At 45.4% G+C, this 17,017-nt stretch carries 11 protein-coding genes; 4 read left to right on the top strand and 7 right to left on the bottom strand.

Annotated elements, in window-relative coordinates; all coding sequences use genetic code 11:
- Nucleotides 1-74: 74 nt before the first annotated feature.
- The 4 genes from clcA to RH46_RS14250 all read right to left on the bottom strand — a co-directional run bounded on the left by clcA (nucleotide 75) and on the right by RH46_RS14250 (nucleotide 5,466).
- Entirely contained in the window at nucleotides 75-1,475 is a 1,401-nt protein-coding gene (gene clcA / locus RH46_RS14265) for a H(+)/Cl(-) exchange transporter ClcA (protein ID WP_006880203.1), read from the bottom strand.
- Between the two features lie 423 nt (nucleotides 1,476-1,898).
- The gene (locus tag RH46_RS14260) at nucleotides 1,899-2,876 is read right to left on the bottom strand and encodes a CobW family GTP-binding protein (protein WP_006880202.1); all 978 of its coding nucleotides are present in this window, start codon (nucleotides 2,874-2,876) and stop codon (nucleotides 1,899-1,901) included.
- A gap of 98 nt (nucleotides 2,877-2,974) precedes the next feature.
- A complete protein-coding gene (gene ylqF, locus RH46_RS14255) occupies nucleotides 2,975-3,910 on the bottom strand; it encodes a ribosome biogenesis GTPase YlqF (protein ID WP_006880201.1) in 936 nt (311 codons plus the stop codon).
- 62 nt (nucleotides 3,911-3,972) lie between these two features.
- Nucleotides 3,973-5,466, bottom strand: a complete 1,494-nt coding sequence (locus RH46_RS14250; protein WP_050789244.1) for a sensor domain-containing diguanylate cyclase — start codon at nucleotides 5,464-5,466, stop codon at nucleotides 3,973-3,975.
- Nucleotides 5,467-5,826: 360 nt separating this feature from the next.
- Here RH46_RS14250 and RH46_RS14245 point away from each other — a divergent pair, with 360 nt between their 5' ends.
- Entirely contained in the window at nucleotides 5,827-7,386 is a 1,560-nt protein-coding gene (locus tag RH46_RS14245; protein WP_006880199.1) for a methyl-accepting chemotaxis protein, read from the top strand.
- 33 nt (nucleotides 7,387-7,419) lie between these two features.
- On the opposite strand, the gene RH46_RS14240 is transcribed toward RH46_RS14245, so the two are convergent.
- Nucleotides 7,420-8,382 (bottom strand): hypothetical protein, encoded by a 963-nt coding sequence (locus RH46_RS14240; protein ID WP_006880198.1) that lies wholly within the window; start codon nucleotides 8,380-8,382, stop codon nucleotides 7,420-7,422.
- Between the two features lie 152 nt (nucleotides 8,383-8,534).
- On the opposite strand from RH46_RS14240, the gene RH46_RS14235 reads away from it, so the two are divergent.
- Nucleotides 8,535-9,011 (top strand): Lrp/AsnC family transcriptional regulator, encoded by a 477-nt coding sequence (locus tag RH46_RS14235; protein ID WP_006880197.1) that lies wholly within the window; start codon nucleotides 8,535-8,537, stop codon nucleotides 9,009-9,011.
- A gap of 54 nt (nucleotides 9,012-9,065) precedes the next feature.
- Here RH46_RS14235 and tkt read toward each other — a convergent pair whose 3' ends face one another.
- A complete protein-coding gene (gene tkt / locus RH46_RS14230) occupies nucleotides 9,066-11,057 on the bottom strand; it encodes a transketolase (RefSeq protein ID WP_006880196.1) in 1,992 nt (663 codons plus the stop codon).
- 81 nt (nucleotides 11,058-11,138) lie between these two features.
- Entirely contained in the window at nucleotides 11,139-12,089 is a 951-nt protein-coding gene (gene tal, locus RH46_RS14225) for a transaldolase (protein WP_006880195.1), read from the bottom strand.
- A gap of 451 nt (nucleotides 12,090-12,540) precedes the next feature.
- Here tal and RH46_RS14220 point away from each other — a divergent pair, with 451 nt between their 5' ends.
- Nucleotides 12,541-13,521, top strand: coding sequence for a sugar-binding transcriptional regulator (locus RH46_RS14220; RefSeq protein WP_006880194.1), 981 nt, complete (start codon nucleotides 12,541-12,543; stop codon nucleotides 13,519-13,521).
- A gap of 226 nt (nucleotides 13,522-13,747) precedes the next feature.
- Entirely contained in the window at nucleotides 13,748-16,768 is a 3,021-nt protein-coding gene (locus RH46_RS14215; protein WP_040895921.1) for a M6 family metalloprotease domain-containing protein, read from the top strand.
- Nucleotides 16,769-17,017 lie beyond the last annotated feature (249 nt).

The following is a 17,017-nucleotide window of genomic DNA, read 5'->3' as shown; positions in this document are numbered from 1 at the left end:
TTCTAACCAGACAATCCTTTGCCTTGCCATTATCTGCGGCGATGATAGCAAGCCAAACGGTTGCGAGGCAAATCTCATTCCGCGTTTGTTGGAAGATCTTTCTGTCTCAACTTCTCATTTTTAAGAGTTCGATGGAGCAGTTGGCTATAGATTGGCTGACCGCCAAGCATCTGAGCAAATATCACCGCACCTAAGCTGGTGATGATTAGAGGTAGAATCAAATAATAATTGTTGGTCATTTCAATCACCAGCAGAATCCCTGTGATTGGTGCGCGTACAGTAGCCGCGAATAGAGCGCCCATACCAGCAATAGCAAACATACCCGGAGTAATAGGTAAGTCAGGAAACAGCCCTTGAGCAATGAGGCCAAACGCGTAGCCAAACAGTGTACCGAGTGCCAACATAGGAGCAAAGATGCCGCCAGGGGCGCCAGAGCCAAAACAGATCATGGTTGTAGCGATACGTGCAACAAACAACAGCAGCAGTATTCCAGCGCTATAGCCGCCGTTAGTAATTGTCGGTATCAGTCCGATGCCACCACCGGTTACTTCTGGGAAATAAAGCAGCATAATTCCAAAACAGCCGCCAATGAGTGAACCAGTAAGTAAATAGCGCTTACGGTCATTTTTGTGTAATTTGACAAACAGATCTTGTGACAAGGTAACTAGTTGATTAAAGACCACGCCAAACATACCGAACAGGGCGCCAAGCAAAAGAAACAACCATAGAGTGGTCAGTTCCGGAGCTTGATATTGTGGCATAGTAATAACGGCATCTTGTCCATTAATGTATCGAAATACAATGTTGGCCGAGATCGCAGAGATAATGACCGCACGAATCGAGATTAATGAGTAACGGAACTGCGGACGCATCTCTTCAACCACAAACATAATGCCGGCAAGAGGAGCATTGAATGCGGCAGCTAAGCCACCTGCTGCGCCTGAGGCAAGCAATGAGTGTTTAGTATCGTCATCCTTAACTTTAAAGATGTCTGTCACCATGCGACCAATAGCTCCACCCATTTGAACGGTTGGGCCTTCACGTCCCAGAACCATACCTGAACCTAGTGCGCCCATACCGCCAAAGAATTTAACCGGAATGACTCTCCACCAGCGAACAGGGCGAATACCATCCATCGCTCCTTCGATTTCAGGGATACCGGAACCTGCTGCTTCAGGGGCGAATCTGTGGACCAGGAAGTAGCCAATAAATGCCAGTGCTGCACTGATAAGGAATGCTGCTAGCCATAATGGTAATACACTGCCAATTTCGCTTTTTAACCAATCAGTGCGAGTTTCGGAGACGAAATGAACAGCAAGTTCAAAGTAGGTTCCGACAAGGCCAGCAAGTACACCAACCAGTAGGGAAAGCAATAAGACCGATACGGGCGTTTTGTCCTTAGAGAGAAATTGATTAATGGCATCCTTAGGTACTTTAGCGAGAAAGGATTGCTTCAATTTTTCTCTTTTGGTCATGGACTTGAGGGCTCCGTAAGTAAGGGTGAGAGAGGCTATAGCACGAATTATACGCCTGTCTTAAACTAACTATAGCGACAAGATCGAAATATTGATTTTCATAATTGATACAAAGCGAAAGATAAGGTGGGCAAAAAGGTCTGAAATACTGGAGCAATCTCACAATTGCAACACATCGTAGCCCCCGTGATACTTGCAATTCTGCGGATTTGAACCATAGTTTAAGGGTAAGGCAATCTGAACCGACCCGCATGGAGGAAATTATCGCCTTACCTACAATTTGGATGGATTCAAAATACTACTTGAAAGCCTCGTATATTATCAGGTCGCAACTTATGACCTCCTGATTCGCAGACTCACGATTGAGTAACGAGGGATAGGGCGCACTTATTGGTGCGCCTCTTGTCGTTTAGGGGAGAGTGTTTAATCTAGGTTAGCGATTTGCTTTAAAACTGCTTCAAGTTGATCCCATGGCAGCAGTTGGCTGTCGATAACTTCCAAACGGCTTTCAAAACCTTCCAGCGACATTTCATTTACTGAAACGACACCATTGCTCACATTAAACGCGTAACAGCCGTTAGAGGTGTTCAAGACACCCTTGACTCGCTCTGCGGTAATGTCTGACAACATTGAAAACAGCAAGTCAAAATCGAAGATAACCTCGGCTCCAAACAACCAACCACAGCTGAAATAACCCTGACCTTTATTCTCCTTACGAACGTAAGTCTGGTCTGGAGCCAGAGCAAATTGTGGCTCTTGTTCTGCATGTTCGTGATGATGTTGAGCGACTTCAGATGACGGAGAGTTATCACGGCGCTGGCTGTCGAGCAGCTCAATAGGGAACTTGCCCTGTTTAACCAGTTGACTGTAGATTTTTGGTGGGGTCTGATCGGTTACCCAGTCATTAAACGCGTCGATATCGCTGACGTGGCATTGGTCGACCTTGTTACCAATGATGATGTCAGAAATGGCAAGTTGATCGATAAAGTTCTGATTCTCCGTGTACTTACTATTGCTTAAGTTGCGTGGGTCGACTAAACCAATGGTCGCACGCAGGTCGATGTAATCAGAGAATTGCGCTGAGGTTAGAGTCGCGAGCACTTTGTGGGCATGACCCAGCCCGGTAGGTTCTACAATCAGGCGATCGGGATTGGTACGCAGCAAAGCAGTAACAGCAACAGACATTGGTACTCCAGCGGCACAGCACATACAGCCACCCGGAACTTCTTTTATCAGAGCTCCCTGGTCTGTCATCATGGCACCATCAATACCAATCTCGCCGAACTCATTAACTAGCACAGCCCAACGTTCGTTATCAGGCTTCTCTTGTAGAAGGGAAAGGATAGCGGTCGTTTTACCAGTGCCTAGAAAGCCTGTAATGATGTTGGTTGGAATTCTCATCAATCATGTTCCTGTATTCATTTTGTTATACTATAACAAAAGTTTGCAGCTCTTGAGTACAAAAAAGGGCAGCCTGAATGCTGCCCTATAACAATAGATTAGCGTTTGTTTTTTAGATAACGCTTGCGACGCTCTTCTTTTTTCTTCGCTTTCTCTTCAGCCTTGCGAGCCGCTTCGATTTCTACTTCGATTAATTCCTGAGTAATCATCTCAGGACGTTCAAGAGTCACTTGACCTAAAGTACCGTTACGGAGTTCGTGCAGCAGGATTTCAGAACATTTATGCAGATCCACTCGACCACCGGCACGCAATGCCCCGCGGCGGCGACCAATTTCTTCCATCAGCTCAATATCGCTCTCTGGTAACTCATCAATTTGATAACGTTCCTGAAGGCGCTCTGGGTAAGCTTTGGCAAGGTACTCCACGGTGTAGAAGGCGACTTCGTCATACTCCATTGCCGTATCTTTTACCGCACCAGTCGCTGCTAAACGGAAACCACTGTGCGGGTTTTCGACTTTTGGCCAAAGAATTCCCGGAGTATCAGACAGGACGATACCGTTTTGCAGGTTGATGCGCTGTTGGCGGCGAGTCACTGCTGGCTGGTTACCGGTTACCGCAACGGTACGACCTGCCAGAGTGTTAATGATGGTGGATTTCCCGACGTTTGGAATACCCATAATCATGGTTCGAATGTTCTTACCAATCTCCTCGCGGTGTGGTGCAAGTTTACGGCATAGCTCAAGAATTTTATTCACTTCCTGAACATTGCTGGTGGTAATCGCCATCGCTTTTACGTTGTTCTCTTTCTCAAAATGGTCAATCCACAACTGAGTGAGCTCAGGGTCCGCAAGATCGCGCTTATTAAGTACCTTTACGACTGGTTTATCGCCGCGTATTTCAGAGATCATTGGATTTTCACTACTGAAAGGGATACGCGCATCTAGCACTTCGATGATGACATCAACCTGTGGGATTGCTTCTTCGATCTCTTTACGGGCTTTGTGCATGTGCCCTGGAAACCATTGGATAGACATAGGATTAACCTTGAAATTCAAACTTGCGACAATTGTAAAGAGAAATCATCCATAGTAAAGCGCTAAACGGGGGACAATTCGTGTTTAGGTGCGATCTTATAATTGTTTCTACCGGTATCTTTAACTTGATAGAGAGCACGATCCGCGAACTGGATAAGTGCTGAAAGCTGGTGATAACGTTCGATTTGTCCACTGGTCGCGCCAACACTTATCGTCACACACTCGGCGGTTGGCGACTGACTGTTCTCGATATTGAGTTGTTGAACTGAGGTAACCAAACTCGAGACATAAGGTTCGATCTCGATAGGAGAATCACAAGCTAACACGATACAAAACTCTTCTCCTCCATAACGAGCCACCAGATGTTCGTATTGGGTCGGAGCCTGTTTGAGTGTTTGTGCTATTTGGTTCAACGCTTTGTCACCGGCAATATGACCGTAACTATCGTTGTATAGTTTAAAGTGGTCGATATCGACGATAACGACACTAATGTATCTATAGCGTAGAGTTTCAATGTACTCTTTTGCACTGTCATAGAGATAGCGGCGGTTTGCAATACCAGTAAGAGGATCGATGGTAGACTGCTGCTTAAGCTGGGCTCGACTATCTTCTAGTTCTGCGATCAGACGATTGAGTTGGCGGGCAAAATCGCGCGCTTCTTTGGAAATAAAATTGTCTTCGCTTGGTAATTGTCCTCCTGATTGATGAAATTGTCTCAGCGCTCGCTGTGATTTAATAAAGGGCTTTATGAAGAAGTTCATAACCAGTAGGTTTACCACAAACATGATAACACTAAAGGCAGTGACTGCTGCGACGCCCTGCCAGGAGAAAAAATCAGGCATTTTCTCATTGTGGCTCACTTCAATTTTAATCATATTGTCAGACAAAATATCTTCGAAATTGAGCACATGAGTGTTTACAATCGGCGCGCTGGAATGGGAGCGTGGTAAGACTCGAATATCGACGCCTGTAGCAAGTTCAAGCTGCTGAATAAATTCATCTCGTATCTTTCTGACGAATACCAAATAGCCTTTGTCACAATGCTGAGCATCACTGAGGCAAATACGTGATGAAGCCACCATAGCAGCAGAATCTTTAATTCGAGCATATCTGACGAACGAGTTAATGTAATCAGACGGTGCCTGTTTTGCACTCGACAAAATATTCTCAACTACTTTAGGGTCGTTCAGGTCGACGATTGGGCGACTGATGACATGCTCTCCGTCGAAAGTCCCGTTCCAAATCAGTTCTCCACTAGGAGAGAAGATAATCGCGCTATCTATGAGAGCAGACACAAAGGCATGAGGGCCGATACTTTCTTGGATAAATTGCTCTGAAGGTACTTCGACATAATTCGCTAACGTTGTCCACGCCGCGTAATCTTCGATAGAAGCACGTAATTCTAATTCTTCCATTTGCAGCACAGTTTCCACACGTTCGACTTCGAACATCTGACGTTCAAACGATTGTTGGACATCCTGTTCGTGTTTCCAGAACACTTTGAACGAAAAATAACAGACGAGAAACAGGATTACGGTAATCGTAGAACCGATCATGGTCAGAGATCGTAAACTAAGATGCTTAAACTTTTGAGTGAGTTGCTCTATCAATACCACCACGCCTTTTTGTGACTTTGTACTAAAACTTAGCTCTATTTATTTAATTGTAGAACTATACCGAATGCATACCAGCGGAATGGCGCTGTTTAACGATTGCACTCACTTATGGTGCAACGCAGCGGCAAGAAAACTTGGAAGCTTATAGACGGGATTTGACTTTCTGTCTGTAGGGGAAAACGCATTATTCTAGTAAGTGAATTCTGTCAAAAAAACCGAATGCCGCTCCATTAATATTTTGTCATAAATTGAATATTTGTTTATATTCGGCACCAACTCATAATTAGAAAGTAGTATAAGATGTCAGCCCAATCCGATTCAGCACGTGAAACAGTACTAGAAAAAGATCAACAATTGGTTTCGACAACCGATTTAAACGGGGTTATTACCTACAGTAATGAAGCCTTCGCCAATGTTGCTGAGTTTACTGTCGATGAGTTAATCGGCCAGAACCACAACATAGTTCGCCATAGTGATATGCCTAAGGCAGCGTTTGCTGATATGTGGCATAACCTGAAACAGGGCAAAGCCTGGCGAGGTATCGTTAAAAACAGAACCAAGTCCAACGGTTATTACTGGGTTGATGCCTACGTTACACCTATTTACGAAGGGAATAGCGTTGTTGGCTATCAATCGGTGCGCGTAAGACCGAAAACGGAATGGGTGATCATTGCAGACAAAGCATACCGCGCCTTACTAAAGGCTGAAAAGTCTGGGCGTAGCTGGTCACTTAAACTGAGTGATACAGTTCGTTATGCAGTACTACTTGGTTCTCTGACTGCACCAATCATTGCTAATCTGGCTCAACTTGGTAGCAGTGTAAGTTTATTAGCAAGTCTACTTCCTATCTCCGCGATCGCGTTACTGTTCCGTCAGGAAATAGTTGATACTCCGCGTCAATTGAAAAAGTTGCAGAATGAGTACGATAGTGTCAGTCGCCTGGTCTTCTCTGGTAGTGACAAGTTTTCTGTCGCTGATTTTCATCTCAAACTGATGTCCGCTCGAATTCGTACCGTATTGGGTCGTATGAAAGATTCAGCTAAACCTTTACAGGATCTTTCAGATAACTTGAGTGCGACTTCTTATCAGGTGACTGAGGCGTTAGAGCAGCAAACCAAGGATATTCTTCAGGTACGCCATGCAACTGAGGAAGTAGAGAGCTCAGCCAATGATGTTTCTTCAAAAGCTCAGGAAGCTCATCAGATTGTCAATGTGACACTCAATACTTGCTCCGACGCACAGCAGAGTATCAGCCTGACACATAGCAATCTTGAAAACCTGAGCGTTCAGGCTGAAAAAGCGACGGCAACGACCTATCAGTTGAGTGAACAGGCGCAAAAAGTCAGTCAAATGATGGAAGAGATTGGTGGTATAGCAGAGCAGACTAACTTGCTCGCGCTTAACGCTGCGATTGAAGCGGCTCGAGCAGGTGAACAAGGGCGTGGTTTTGCTGTTGTTGCCGATGAAGTACGCGCACTGTCCGGCAGAACGTCAAACGCAACACTACAGATTAAAGACAGTATTGAAGCCATGCTTAACACCATTGAAGGGTGGCAAAAAGACATTCTGGCGAATCAGGAACAGACCAATGCTTGTGGTGATGTCGCTCAGGAGAGTGCTCAACGTCTGTCTGAGGTTGAATCCTTGATGAACTCCATGAATGAGCTGATGCAGGCAGTAGAAGACTCAGCAGGTCAACAGCGACAGCTGTCAGCAGACGTGAACATGCATATTCAGTCGATTGCTTCCACTGCCGAGCAGAACCTGGCAGCGACTCACTCAGTTAAGGAGAACTCTACCGAGCTGAAAGAGCAGGTGAGAGAGTTCTACAAACTCGCCAAACGATTTGAAGAGAAATAAAAAACAGCCCCGTATTATCGGGGCTGTTTCGTATTATGACTTAACGCTTCGATAGAGATACCGTTCACAAGTGTGCTCGCTGACTCCCCGTAACAACTGAGATATTACTGCCACCATTACCAGACTAAATAGCAATCGCCCCCAGAATATTGAGAAAAAGTCCGCACCTATAAGCAAGATTAAAATGGTGTCTTCGATCATGCTATGAGCTAAGTTAAGCAGCATTATCGCTGTAAAAACATCTCTGGCAGGAATGTGCCCTTGCTTAGCTTCATTAATCAGTAAGCCACCGCCAAAGGAGAGACCGAGGGTTATTCCAACAATGGTCATATTCGTTGCTTCACGACTGATACCTAATACCTTCAGGACAGGGCGAAGCGCAATTGCCATCAGCTTCTCAACCCCCATCAGCTTGAGTAGCTTTAGTGCCAGAAGCAGTGCAGAGATGATCACAAAGATAGCCGCCAGATTTTCTACCTGAACCCAGCCCCACTCGAGATAGCTCTGCTCGACAGCAGGCTCTGGTGACCATACAACTTGTGCTGCGTCCTGAAGTATTCCTCCGAACTGATAGGTTTGGTGCAATATCCAGGCGAATAACAGCCCGCCACCTAAACGAATCAATAACGTCATTGAAATACTCACTCCAGCCCTTTTGGCAATTGCCGCTTCAATTGGCAGTGAATGGGCGATCAACATGAGTGAGCCCAAAACAGAAACCTGAGCAATACTAAGCTCGGCGTCGGTATTCATAAATACCAGCAGACCTGCATAGATGTTGGTTAAAATCGTTGTCGCCCAGACCAGCCCCATTTCGTCAGGTAGTCCAACCGAACTCATTAGCGGACTCAGCCATTGGCTAAGCAATGCAATGCCACCAAACTCCTCAACGACTTTGATTATGATGATAATTGGCACCATCACTTTATAGAGTGTCCATGTGACGTCGAAAATCTCTTTTGCGAGTTCAGCGAAGAATTGCTTTACCTTTTGCATCGCTCGTTCCTTATTGATGTACTTGATGGTTTAAGATGTTATGCAATTGCTAAGAAATATGAGTAAACTAAAAGGCACATAATTAAGTGATAATTTCTTAGTTAGGAAATAATCGTGAAAAAATGTTGTAGAAGATTGCATTTGAGAAATATATGGAAATTGACCGACTTGACCGCAAGATCTTAGCCGTCCTGCAAACCAACAATCGTATCGCTAACGTGGATCTAGCGGAGGAGGTTGGGCTCTCTCCGCCAGCCTGTCTTAAACGAGTTAAACGACTCAGAGAGGGAAAGGTGATTGTCGGTGATGTTTCAATCATTAACCCTGTACTAGCAGGTAATAAAATGACTCTCATCGTTTCAATTGAAATGGAACGTGATCGGGGGGATATCTACAGTATTTTCAGACAATCCATTGAGAAGGCGCCGGAAGTCACTCAATGCTACCAAATTACGGGTGGCTATGACTTTATGCTCATTGTTTCTGTACCTGATATACAAGCTTATGAACGCTTTATTGAGCGAGTGTTACATCAGGATAGGAATATACGTAAGTTTCATACCTCAGTGTCGACAAAGACGGTTAAGTTTTCTACTCAGGTCAATCTTGACCAAATCAGCCACGAATAAACGAAAAAGCCCCGCTGATTGAGCGGGGCTTAGTTATTTAGGCTTTAACAGTAATTAAGCTAGAAGCTCTTTCGCTGTGTTCACAACATTTTCAGTAGTGAAACCGAACATCTTGAATAGTTCGCCTGCTGGTGCAGATTCACCGAATGTCGTCATACCGATGATCTTGCCACCGAAGCCAACGTACTTGTACCAGAAGTCAGCAATACCCGCTTCGATAGCGATACGAGCTGTTACGTCAGATGGTAGTACGGCTTCGCGGTAAGCTGCATCTTGTTTGTCGAATGCATCTGTAGATGGCATTGAAACAACGCGTACTTGCTTACCTTCAGCGGTTAGCTGAGCTGCTGCTTCTACCGCTAGTTCAACTTCAGAACCTGTTGCGATAAGGATAAGCTCAGGTTTGCCTGCGCAGTCTTTCAGGATGTAAGCACCTTTAGCGATGTTCGCTAGTTGCTCTGCATCACGCTCTTGCTGTGCAAGGTTCTGACGAGAGAAGATTAGCGACGTCGGACCGTCTTTACGTTCGATAGCCAGTTTCCAAGCCACTGCTGATTCAACCTGGTCACATGGACGCCATGTGCTCATGTTTGGCGTCAGACGTAGAGAAGCCATTTGCTCAACTGGTTGGTGAGTTGGGCCATCTTCGCCTAGACCGATAGAATCGTGAGTGTAAACCTGAATGTTCTGAACTTTCATCAGAGCAGCCATACGCATTGCGTTACGAGCGTATTCCATGAACATCAGGAAGGTTGCACCGTATGGTACGAAACCACCGTGTAGCGCAATACCGTTCATGATTGCTGTCATACCAAATTCACGCACACCGTAGTGGATGTAGTTACCTGATGCATCTTCAGCAGATACTGACTTAGAGCCAGACCACATTGTCAGGTTAGAAGGTGCCAGGTCAGCAGAGCCGCCCAGGAATTCTGGTAGCATTGCACCAAACGCTTCTAGAGCATTTTGAGACGCTTTACGTGATGCGATGTTTGCTGGGTTAGCCTGAAGGTCAGCAATGATTGCGTTCGCTTTCTCTTCCCACTCAGCTGGTAGGTCACCGTTTACGCGGCGTTTGAATTCTGCTGCAAGCTCTGGATATGCTGCTTCATAAGCTGCAAGTTTCTCGTTCCACGCTGCTTCCTTAGCTGCGCCTGCTTCTTTCGCGTCCCACTGCGCGTAGACATCTTGCGGAATTTCAAATGGACCGTGCTCCCAACCAAGTTCTTTACGTGTAGCTGCAATTTCTTCAGCGCCTAGTGGTGCACCGTGACAGTCGTGTGAACCAGATTTGTTTGGTGAACCGAAACCGATGATTGTTTTAGTACAAATCAGAGTTGGGCGTGGATCCGCTTTAGCTGCGATGATCGCTGCGTTGATCGCTTCAGGATCGTGACCGTCTACTGCAGGAATGACATGCCAGCCGTACGCTTCAAAACGCTTAGGTGTATCGTCAGAGAACCAGCCTTCAACGTGACCGTCGATAGAGATACCGTTGTCATCCCAGAATGCGATCAGTTTGCCCAGACCTAGCGTACCAGCCAGAGAACATGCTTCGTGAGAGATACCTTCCATCAGACAGCCATCACCCATGAATGCATAAGTGAAGTGGTCAACGATGTCGTGGCCTTCTTTGTTGAACTGTGCAGCAAGAGTCTTCTCAGCTAGCGCCATACCAACAGCGTTAGTGATACCTTGACCTAGAGGACCTGTAGTTGTTTCGATACCCGGTGCGTAACCGTACTCTGGGTGACCCGGAGTTTTTGAGTGTAGCTGACGGAAGTTTTTAAGGTCGTCGATAGACAGCTCGTAACCAGCAAGGTGTAGCAGCGAGTAAATCAGCATAGAGCCGTGGCCGTTTGATAGTACGAAACGGTCGCGGTCAGCCCATTCTGGGTTTGCAGGGTTGTGGTTTAGGTGTGAACGCCAAAGAACCTCAGCGATGTCAGCCATACCCATAGGTGCACCTGGGTGACCTGAGTTAGCTTGTTGTACACCGTCCATGCTTAGAGCACGGATTGCATTTGCTAGATGTTTACGATCCATAATAAATACCGATAAATAGATTGTTTCTTAAAAGGATGTGAAGAGGGGAACGCAAACGTTCCCCTCTAGAAATTCTGTTGATTAAAGCTTAGCTTCAATCATTGCTTCAAGTTTGCCTTGGTCAACTGCGAAGTTGCGGATACCTTCAGCTAGTTTCTCAACTGCCATTGGGTCTTGGTTGTGATCCCATAGGAACTCAGCGTGAGTCATTGCTGCAGGACGTGCAGCAGAACCTTTAGAGTCAACAAGTTTTTCAACAACTTCACCTTCTGCAGCTTCTAGTTCAGCAAGAAGAGCTGGAGCAATAGTCAGACGGTCACAGCCAGCAAGCTCAAGGATCTCGCCGATGTTACGGAAGCTTGCGCCCATTACTACTGTGTTGTAGCCGTACTCTTTGTAGTAGTTGTAGATCTTAGTTACTGATAGTACGCCTGGATCTTCCTGAGCTTCGAAGTCACGACCTTCTTTAGCTTTGTACCAGTCCATGATGCGACCAACGAATGGAGAAATCAGGAATACGCCAGCTTCCGCACATGCACGAGCCTGTGCAAAAGAGAATAGAAGAGTAAGGTTACAGTTGATGCCTTCTTTCTCTAGAATTTCAGCAGCACGGATACCTTCCCAGGTAGAAGCTAGTTTGATAAGGATGCGGTCGTTTGTGATACCTGCATCGTTGTACATTTTCACCAGCTGACGAGCTTTAGCTACGCTGCCTTCCATGTCGTAAGAAAGACGTGCGTCTACTTCAGTAGAGATACGACCTGGAATAGTCTTAAGGATTTCTTTACCGATGTTTACTGCTAGCATGTCACAAGTGTCTTGTACCTGCTGTGCTTTATCAGAGCTTTGCGCTTTAGCGTATTCGATAGAAGCGTCGATTAGAGGAGCATACTCTTCGATTTGAGCCGCTTTAAGAATCAGAGAAGGGTTAGTTGTAGCGTCTTCTGGCTGGTACTTTTTGATAGCATCAATTTCACCAGTGTCAGCGACTACAGTCGTGAGTTTACGAAGTTGCTCTAATTTGTTGCTCATTTCGATCATCCTATTTCATTGGGCTTCCACATCACTAAGGGATATGGGTGTGCAATTGCAAGCGAGTTAAGTAATAGTTGATATTTCCGCGGAGGACAACTTAGCTTACTCAACTTAAATAATTTTCAACGTATGAACAATTGTTGTGAACATTTGCTCGAACGCTGAGTAAATGATGGGTTCATAATTATCTCATACAGCCAGAAAGTCAATTGTTGAATGAGCTTTTAAGTGATGTTCATCAAGTATTTTTTCTGTTCCCTACGCTTGGTGAGGAAATTAAACGTTTGCCAAGGCAGCGTAAGGGCTACAGATAAACTCGTCAGGTGAAAATTTAGTCTGAGAAAATGTAATTCCAGTGAGCAAATGTTGCCATAAAAGGGTGTTGTGACATATGCTACGGCTGTGAGCACATGTTAGGTGCAATTCTTTAGCTGTGGAAGATAACCCAATGAGCAAATCACAAAACGACATTTCTGATGATAACGCTGATCTACTGACTGAAATCTCAGTCGCCTACTATCAGGATGGTGCGACTCAGGAAGAAATCTCTAAGAAGTTTTCTGTCTCGCGTGCCAAGGTAGGCCGCATGTTAAAGCAGGCCCGAGATGAGGGTATTGTTGAAATTACAGTGAAATATCACCCGGTGTTTAGCGCCAAGATAGAACAGCGCCTGATCGAACGGTTTGGTGTTAAACGTGCACTTATCGCATTAGACCAGCCAGTAGAAGAACAGCAACGTCAACAGGTTGCGGGATTGGTTTCGAAATATATGGCGAGCTCGATTCAGAATGGCTCGGTGGTCACTGTTGGGCAGGGGCGCAATGTTTCCGCTGTGGCTCATCACGTTGGCGTTATTCCACAGCGTGATGTCAAGTTTGTATGCGGCATCGGCGGTATCCACCCTCGTGGCGGCATGTTCAATGCTGATCATATTTGTCGTCAGTTCGCGAAGAGTTATGGTGGAACATCAGAAACCTTATACGCGCCAGCCTATGCAGAGAACCGCGAGCAGAAGCTGGCCTTTATGCAAAATGCCACCGTGAAGCAAACTCTGGATCTTGCACGAAAAGCCGATGTCGCTTTAGTTGGTATCGGTGATATGAGCGAGAACAGCTATATGGTTGATCTTGGCTGGTTCACCGCAGATGAAGTTGTTCAGTCGCGAATGCAGCAGGGAGTTGTGGGAGACTTTGCCGGCTACGACTTCTTCGACATTCACGGTGACTCAGCAACGACCGTGATGAGTGATCGTGTAATCGGCTTAAGTATCGACGAGTTTCGTCCGATTTCTGAGGTCATCGCAATTGCTGCGGAAAACAGTAAGCCGCTTGCTCTATTAGGTGCACTCAGAACAGGCGTGATCGACGTGATTGCCACCAGTGTAAGTAATGCTTTGACGGTACTTAACCTTGATGAGCAAATGAAATAGCCCATCACAGAATAATCATTAGTGGTAGGTGCTGCACTTGCCACTAATAATAATAAACCCTTATGGCCCCATTTTTAAATATTATAAGTTATTGATAGTATAAGGTTTATTTATCCATCCAGAACAAATCTTGATTGGTTGATATTCAACTGAATTGATAGAGTCACTCCTCTTTAACTAGCCATAGCGGATTGTTAATTTCTGCTAAGCACAATGGACTACAATTATGAGGATAAAACGACTCTGTCTTACGGCTGCGCTTGCTTGTGCATCCGTTTATGCACACTCAACCACGCTTCCCGCACCAATCTGGCATACCATGACCTTGTCAGATGGCAGCAGCAAAGAACTACGCCTTATGGGATGGGAGGATCTATTTTGGTATCAGGACCACGAAGGTTTCCTATATATTCAGGGGGATGACCTTGAGTGGTATTTCGCTGAATATGACTCCTCACAAGAGCAAGGCGTGATGAGCTCAACGGGAATATTGGCGACCAGCGATTCGATACCACCACAGCAGTCAAATATCGACAAGGTGAACATCAAACCAACCTATCAGTCACAATCGTCACATCAGCCGAGAGCAAACACCAAAAGCAAGTTAACCCCGCATGCTCAGGGAAGAAGCTTATCACCTGCGGCCTCGTCGGGGAGTGATGTCACTAACCAACCTCTGTTGGTAGTACAAGTGGGTTTCACAGACGTAAAAATAGAGAATGATTTTACCAATACGATTTTTGGTCAGAATCAGCAGAGTGTTCAGGACTATTTTCTAAAAAACAGTTATGGCAAGTACAAGGTTGTGCCAGCCAAAGAAAGTCAAGGTACTGCCAATGACGGTATCATTGATGTTGAATTAAATATTGCCCATCCCAATTGCCATTCCAAAACAGACAGCAGTTGCCAAAGCAAGCTAAACAACGTTTTTACTAGCGCTTATGCGGCACTAGACAGTAACTTCGACTTGTCACAGTACGATGATGACAATAATGGCAGTATCGAACCAAGTGAACTGTCAGTAATGTTCGTATTTGCCGGCAATGACAAATCAAGTGGTACCAATAAAACACCAACCATTTGGCCACATAAATATGCACACTCGACGGTGACGATTGATGGCAAACGAATCTCTTCTTATTGTTTATTCGCTGACTACCAGCATGATAACCAGTCAGCAATGGGAGTCATCGCTCATGAACTAGGTCATCTAATGCTTGGTCTACCTGATTTATACTCCTATAAACATGATGGCTCTATCGGTCATTGGGGGCTTATGGGAGGAGGTAGTTGGGGGCGTAAGCCCGGTGATACATACTCAGGCCAGACACCGGTAAATATGCTTGCCTGGAGTAAAGAAGCGGCTGGGTTTATTGAGCCACGCACATTGACTAACACCGGGTCAATAGATCTAAATACTAACCAAGGTGAGAGCGTCATTTACCTGGATCCTTACCTGAAGCAGTTTGGGCCGCGTCTTTACGTCGAGAATCGACGTAAGAACCACTATGATCGGGCGCTAAAAGGAGAAGGTCTACTAGTTACTGCGGTTAATATTGATAATCACTTTAACAGCACTGGACCTATGCAGGTACAAGTAATGCAGGCTGATGACCAGGGGCTACTCGAGAGTGGTCGCTCATCCGGTGATAATGGAGATGTTTTTCCTGGTAGTGACAATGTCACAACACTCAGCGACAGTTCGTCTCCGGCGTTAACCGATGTTACAGGGGGAAGAGCGACTGAAATCGAACTAGCCAGTATATCAAGTGATAACACAAGCGCGTCATTCAATCTAACCATTCCGGCTAGTGCAGATAAGTCGGCTTGGGTTACCTCTTTTGGCCGAACTTACCCAAGTTATCAGACAGGCAGTAATGTGCTTGGTTTTGCGGTTAATGTTACAGACAGCGATCAGCGCTTAGTTGGTTTTCAGTTCTATGCTAAGCCAACCACTGTAGCGATGCCGATGTTTTATCGGTTACTAAAATATCCATATACCACAAGGTTTGGCCGCGTAATTATCGACGAAAGTAGAGAGGTAGTATTAGGAAGAGGAGTGGCTCCTGAGAATGGCGGCCAGGTAATGCTGGATGCACCGTTTGCACTGTCACAAGGTAACCATCTTATTGTGTTAGAGCTGGAAAATGGCACACCTGAATACTCAACCCAATTTCTTGATGCCTATCTGGGAGACGGACAGCGTAAGACCCAATACTACGGAACGTTAGCGGATTATAAAACTCATGGTTTAAATAACGGTTTTAGTCGGAATTTTCCATTTGCGGCACTGTTTGAGGGTAACCAAACTACACAAGGTGTAGCGGTAGATGACTATGTTCGTACACAGGAAGATACACCGATAAGACTCGATCTTACAGCGAATGATACTGGCTTAGACGATAACGAACAGTACCAGATAGAAGTGACTCAACGGCCGAGTCTGGGTCGATTTGCAGGAGAGGTTTATTATCCGAATAAAGATATGAATGGTCGAGACAAGTTTAGCTATCGATTGGTAGGCGACAAGGGCACCATCACCAATGAAGCAGAGGTCAGTGTCGATATACTCGCTGTTAATGATGCGCCAAGTTTTAAGGTTAAATCAAATTCTGCACGCTATATCTCTGGTACTGATGTCACTCTTTCTATTGTTGATTTGGTGGATGTTGATTCTTCCAGACTCTCTATCCGTTGGTCGCAGGTTAAAGGCACACGATTGACCGTCTCGGGCACGAGAGAGCGAGCGTTAAGATTTAGGTTGCCGGAGGATACCGCTGCGGGAAGTCGTTTTGAATTTGTTGCACAGGTGACTGATAACTTGGGGGCAACAAGCCAACAAAGATTTCAATTTACCACTAAAAGTAAGTTAAGAACGCCGATACAAAACAACGTAAAGGTGGCTTATGAAGGCAACATAAAGGTTGCGCCAAATCTTGATTCGCGCTTAGTGAGGATAGAATTGTTATCAGATCCGGATCACGGCGTAGCGAAAATCGTTGGTCAATCTATTGTGTATACCGCGCCAAGTAAACGAACGATGAGCATTTATGATCAGGTATCTTACAAAGCATGGTTAGAAGATGGTAGTGAGGTCATCGGTAGCTATGAAATTGAAGTCGTTGCGACAAGCGGTGGCAGTGACCTTAGCTCACAACCTACTGTCACAGATGAATCTTCAGGAGGGGGAATCTCGATTCTATTCATCACAGCTTTGATGCTGCTTGTAAGAGTGCGTAAGAACTAAATAACCATCATGATCATCGGGCAACCACTGTGTTGCCCATTTTTTCATTGTTTTGGAAACAAAGCTCACATTTTGGTGTCAATAGTGTATCAAGCCTGAAACAAAATGTTGCATAGGTCACATTAATGAGTTTTTTAGAAATGTGACAATTCGTAATGGATTGCGATACTTGCTTACAATTTGTAAACATTTCACGCTATTTTTCCTGATTGTCCCGCTTTTGAGACGATTGCTCATCGGTAGCAAAAG

Source organism: Vibrio brasiliensis LMG 20546 (assembly GCF_000189255.1).
Classification (GTDB): domain Bacteria; phylum Pseudomonadota; class Gammaproteobacteria; order Enterobacterales; family Vibrionaceae; genus Vibrio; species Vibrio brasiliensis.
This window is presented reverse-complemented; position numbering and strand designations above follow the sequence as displayed.